This is a genomic window from Streptomyces anandii JCM 4720, assembly GCF_014650655.1.
In the GTDB taxonomy this organism is placed as follows: Bacteria; Actinomycetota; Actinomycetes; order Streptomycetales; family Streptomycetaceae; genus Streptomyces; species Streptomyces anandii.
In genome coordinates this window covers 59013-62186 of record NZ_BMVJ01000003.1, presented here as the reverse complement: position 1 = coordinate 62186, position 3174 = coordinate 59013, and the positions used below count along the sequence as shown (strand labels likewise).

Below are 3174 nucleotides of genomic sequence, written 5' to 3'. Positions count from 1 at the left end.
CCGGGTCGCCGTCCGACTCCAGCAGGGCGGCCAGGCGCCGGCTGTCCGGGCCGGGCGCCTCGAGGGCGGCCAGCACGGGGTAGGTCTTCTTGCGCTCGCGCAGGTCCGCGTGGACCGGCTTGCCCGTCACCGCGGGGTCGCCCCACAGGCCCAGCACGTCGTCCACGATCTGGAAGGCGACCCCGAGGTGCCGTCCGGCGCGGTCCAGCGCGTCGGCCGTCGCGGGCGGCGCCCCGCCGAGCACCGCGCCCAGCGCCGCCGCGCAGCCCAGCAGCGAACCGGTCTTGTCCGCGGCCATCGTCCGGTACGCCGCGAGCGGCACCCGCCCGGGTCCGGTCCAGGGCCGGGTGGCGAACAGCAGGTCGTCGGCCTGGCCGCGCAGCAGGTCGGCGAGGGTCGCGGACAGCCGGCGCAGGGCCCCGGGGCCGGCCGGGGCCGCGGCCAGCGTCTGCACGGCGAGTGCGAACAGGGCGTCGCCGGCCAGGACCGCGGGTCCGGTGCCGTAGGCCTTCCATACGGCGGGGCGGCGTCGCCGTGTCGCGTCGCCGTCCATGATGTCGTCGTGCACCAGGGAGAAGGTGTGCACCAGCTCCACCGCGACGGCCGCGGGCACCCCGGCCGCGCCGGGTGCGCCGGCCGCCTCGGCCCCGAGCACCGCCAGCGCCTGGCGTACCCCCTTGCCGCCCGGAGCGGCCGCCGGGGCGCCGCCCACCTCGCACCATCCGAAGGCGTACGAGGCCATCTCGCCCACCCACGGATGCAGCCGTCCGACCGCCTCGCCGAGCGCCGGTCGCACCAACTCCCGGCAGCGTTCCAGCAGTTCGGGCACGGCGGGGGCGACCGGCGCGGCCGCGGGCACCGCGCTCACCGGCCCGCCCGGACAAAGGCCGCGGATCCGGGCGCCGCCTGCCCGTCGCAGAACTCCTCCTGTGCCCGGCGCACCATCTCCCGCGCGTGGCGCAGGCCGATGCGGTCCATCGTGCGGGCCAGGTCGGCGAGTTCGGCCGCCGTCTCCTCGCGGTCGCGGCCGAGGTGCGCGAGACACTTGGCGAGGCCGAGCCGGGAGAGGGCCTGTCCGCGCGGCTCCGCGATCGCCTCGAACTCCGCCAGCGCCTCCTCGTACATCGCCCGCGCCTCGGCATGACGCCCGGCGCGGTACAGGACGTTGCCGCGCATCTTGTGGTTGTACGCCAGCGCGCTCGACAGCCGCATCGCCCGGCAGCTCTCCTCGGCCCGGGTGAGCAGGTCCAGCGCCCGCTCCGTGTCGCCGTCGCGCACGGAGACGACGTCGGCGAGCCCGCGCAGCGCCCAGGCGTGGCCGCGCCGGTCGTCGGCGTCCCCGGCTATCGCGGCCGCCTCCTCGAACATCGCGTAGGCGGTGTCGTAGGACCCGGTGTTGCGGTGCATCTGCGCGATGCCCTCCAGCGCCCACACGGTGTGCCGTGCCTCTCCGCGCCTGCGGGCCTCGGCGAGCAGTTGCTCGTGCAGCCGGCCCACCGCCTCGTAGTCGCCCTGGATCCGGCCGGTCTCGGCGAGCCCGGCCAGCGAGTAGCCGCGTACGACCACGTCCCCGCCGCGCTCGCCGAGTTCGGCGGCGAGTCCGAGCAGCCGCCAGGCCAGTGCGAACGCTCCGCGCTGCCGGGCCAGCGTGCCGCCGCTCCACAGCGCCCAGGCCATCGCCGCCGTGTCCCCTGCGTCCCGGGCGGCCCGGTAACTGGCCTTCCAGGCCCGGTCCGCCTCCCGCACCTGGCCGAGCCGGCGGTGCGCCTCGGCGACGGCCAGTCCGGAGCGCGCCGCCTCCGCGCGCCGCCCGGTCCGTTCGGCGGCCGCCAGTTGCTCGCGGCCGGCGGCCAGCACGTCGTCGAGGGAGGAGTTGACGGACAGGGAGGTGAGGGCGCCCTGGTATTCCGGGGCGAATGCCTTGCCGTACATGCGTACCTTTCTATACACAACACGTATACCTGGTGTGTATAGCGAGACGCGGGTTCGGCCGCCGTGGTTGCCCGTGCGACGCAGATCACCTTCGCTCAAGCGCTCAACTCCCTCAATTCTGCTGGGGTTTGTGCGGGGTTGCCTCGCTGGGCCGGACGACGACGCACCCCTCGCCCTGCAGCATCAGCTGCACCGCCTCGCCGGAACCTCCGCGCAGCATCGAGCCGATCGACTGCGAGCGGTGCAGCGAGGTCCGCAGCCGGGCCGTCCAGCCGACCACCGCGTCGGTGTCGACGTACACCGGCTGCTGCGGGCCGACGGGTATGACGAGCGGGTTGCCCTCGCAGACCAGGCCCAGCCGCCCCTGCCCGGTGAACACGCTGTTGAAGAGGCCCCCGCCCGCGATGCCCGACCCCTTCACCGTCTTGATGGAGTACGACAACGAGGAGTCGAAGCACAGCACGTTGCGCCCGTTGACGGTGAACTCGTCCCCGGCCTCGAGGTCCACCATGAAACAGTTCTGCGCCTCGTGCGCGAACCAGGCCTCGCCCTGTCCGCGCACGGCCATCAGCGGCAGCCCCTCCCCGGTGACCGCGCGCTTGAGCATGCCGCCCACGCCCTGCCCCTTGCGCTCGAACTGCAGGCCGCCCCGGAAGGCCACCATCGAGCCCTGGCGGGCGAACATCTCACCGTTCACCGTGTACTTCAGGCACTTGGCGTTCTCGACGGACATGCCCGGCGCGGTCGCGGGCCCCACCATGTGCTCACTGGAAAAGAGATCACCCTTCATGCGGGCATCGTGGCCCGGAGGGGGCCGTTCCGCCAAGATCACCGGGCGAAGTCGTTCACCACCGCCCGCCCGTCGGCCGGGACCGCCTCGCGCGTCTTCGCCTTCTTGCCGCAGAACGCCGACTCCAGAGTGCGCAGCATCGTCAGGTGCACCGCGCCGTTGTTGGAGGTGTTCACCACCGCGCTCAGGCTGCGCCGGCCGTCCTTGGAGGCGAACGCGTAGGTGTAGAAGCCCTGGACGGCGCCGGTGTGCCCGTACACCGACACCCCGCAGGACAGGTCGCGCCGGCGCAGCCCGAGGCCGTAGGCCTGTGCCGTGCCCGCCGGGATCCAGCGCTCCATCTCGGCGAGCTGCGCGGCGGGCAGCAGGCGTCCGCCGAGCAGGGCCGACAGGAAGGTGTCCAGGTCGCGGACGGAGGAGATGAGGGCGCCCGCGCTCTGCGCCCAGGAGAC

The 3174-nt window shown here is 74.1% G+C and carries 4 protein-coding genes; all 4 read right to left on the bottom strand.

What is annotated here, in order from left to right; all coding sequences use genetic code 11:
* A partial coding sequence (locus IE249_RS06285) for a polyprenyl synthetase family protein (RefSeq protein WP_229857691.1) occupies nucleotides 1–868 on the bottom strand: 868 nt, incomplete at its 3' end.
* The gene (locus IE249_RS06280; protein WP_189703766.1) at nucleotides 865–1932 is read right to left on the bottom strand and encodes a tetratricopeptide repeat protein; all 1068 of its coding nucleotides are present in this window, start codon (nucleotides 1930–1932) and stop codon (nucleotides 865–867) included. The genes IE249_RS06285 and IE249_RS06280, both read right to left, overlap by 4 nt.
* 112 nt (nucleotides 1933–2044) lie before the next feature.
* A complete protein-coding gene (locus tag IE249_RS06275; protein ID WP_189703765.1) occupies nucleotides 2045–2722 on the bottom strand; it encodes an AIM24 family protein in 678 nt (225 codons plus the stop codon).
* Nucleotides 2723–2760: 38 nt separating this feature from the next.
* On the bottom strand, nucleotides 2761–3174 hold a 414-nt coding region (locus tag IE249_RS36420), incomplete at its 5' end, for a serine hydrolase (RefSeq protein ID WP_229857688.1).